Origin of the sequence: Mesorhizobium sp. M0106 (genome assembly GCF_040322715.1) — a bacterium.
Taxonomy (GTDB): domain Bacteria; phylum Pseudomonadota; class Alphaproteobacteria; order Rhizobiales; family Rhizobiaceae; genus Mesorhizobium.
The window spans coordinates 1-595 of the sequence record NZ_JAMYUA010000147.1 but is presented as its reverse complement, the minus strand read 5'-3'; the positions used below and the strand labels follow the sequence as shown (position 1 = coordinate 595).

The following is a 595-nucleotide window of genomic DNA, read 5'->3' as shown; positions in this document are numbered from 1 at the left end:
GAGCATCGGGCTATTATCAATCGCCTGATCTGGATGCAAAAAGCCTACGCTCTCAATGCAACTGATGTCGTCCTGCAGAAGACACCATTTGGCTTCGATGTCTCGGCCTGGGAGTTCTTCTGGACGTTGCTTGAAGGGGCGACCCTGGTGCTGGCGCCTCCGGCTGCACACAAAGACCCCGACGCGCTGGTAGAGCTGATAATCAGCCAACGCATCACCACCGCACACTTTGTACCATCCATGCTGGTCAGCTTTATGGACACGCAGGGTGTCGATCGCTGCACATCGTTGCAGCGTCTCATATGCAGTGGCGAGGCGCTTGCTGCCGCCAGTGTGCACAAGGTTGGGCGCCTATTGCCTTGGACTGGCCTGCACAATCTATATGGTCCCACGGAAGCAGCTATCGACGTGACGGCCTGGAATTGCCCGGCTGATTTTGACGGGTCAGTTGTCCCGATCGGCCGTCCGATTGCGAACACGCGGGTGTATCTGTTGGACGCTCATGGCGCCCCGGTGCCGTTCGGGGCGGTGGGCGAGCTTTACATCGGCGGGGCCGGCGTTGCGCGTGGCTACCTGAACCGGCCCGAGCTGACGG

1 protein-coding gene is annotated in these 595 nt (G+C 60.0%); it reads left to right on the top strand.

The annotated features are described in order from the left end of the window. The coding region (locus NKJ55_RS35515) for an AMP-binding protein (RefSeq protein WP_352453943.1) at nt 1-595 on the top strand (595 nt) is incomplete at both ends.